Raw genomic sequence first — 201 nt, forward strand, 5'->3', positions numbered from 1 at the left:
CATCACCTATACCGACTGGGCGCGGAACAATTACTGGCGCGCGATCGCGTCGGTCACGGGCAAGCACCGCGTGGTGGGCGTCGAATCCGATCACCTGACGCTGGCGCAGGCGGCGCTCCTGCAAGATTTCCTCGAACCGTCGGTGACCCATGACATTGCTCCGGCCACGATGCGCCAGCGGATGCACAAATCGCCCGCCGA

Annotated in this window: 1 pseudogene; it reads left to right on the top strand. The window is 64.7% G+C overall.

From position 1 onward, the window contains the following. Positions 1–201: pseudogene (locus tag B3D39_RS06190) on the top strand (aminopeptidase P family N-terminal domain-containing protein); the annotation flags it as partial.

The sequence above is a fragment of the Thioclava sp. UBA3469 genome (assembly GCF_002378135.1).
GTDB lineage: Bacteria > Pseudomonadota > Alphaproteobacteria > Rhodobacterales > Rhodobacteraceae > Thioclava > Thioclava sediminum.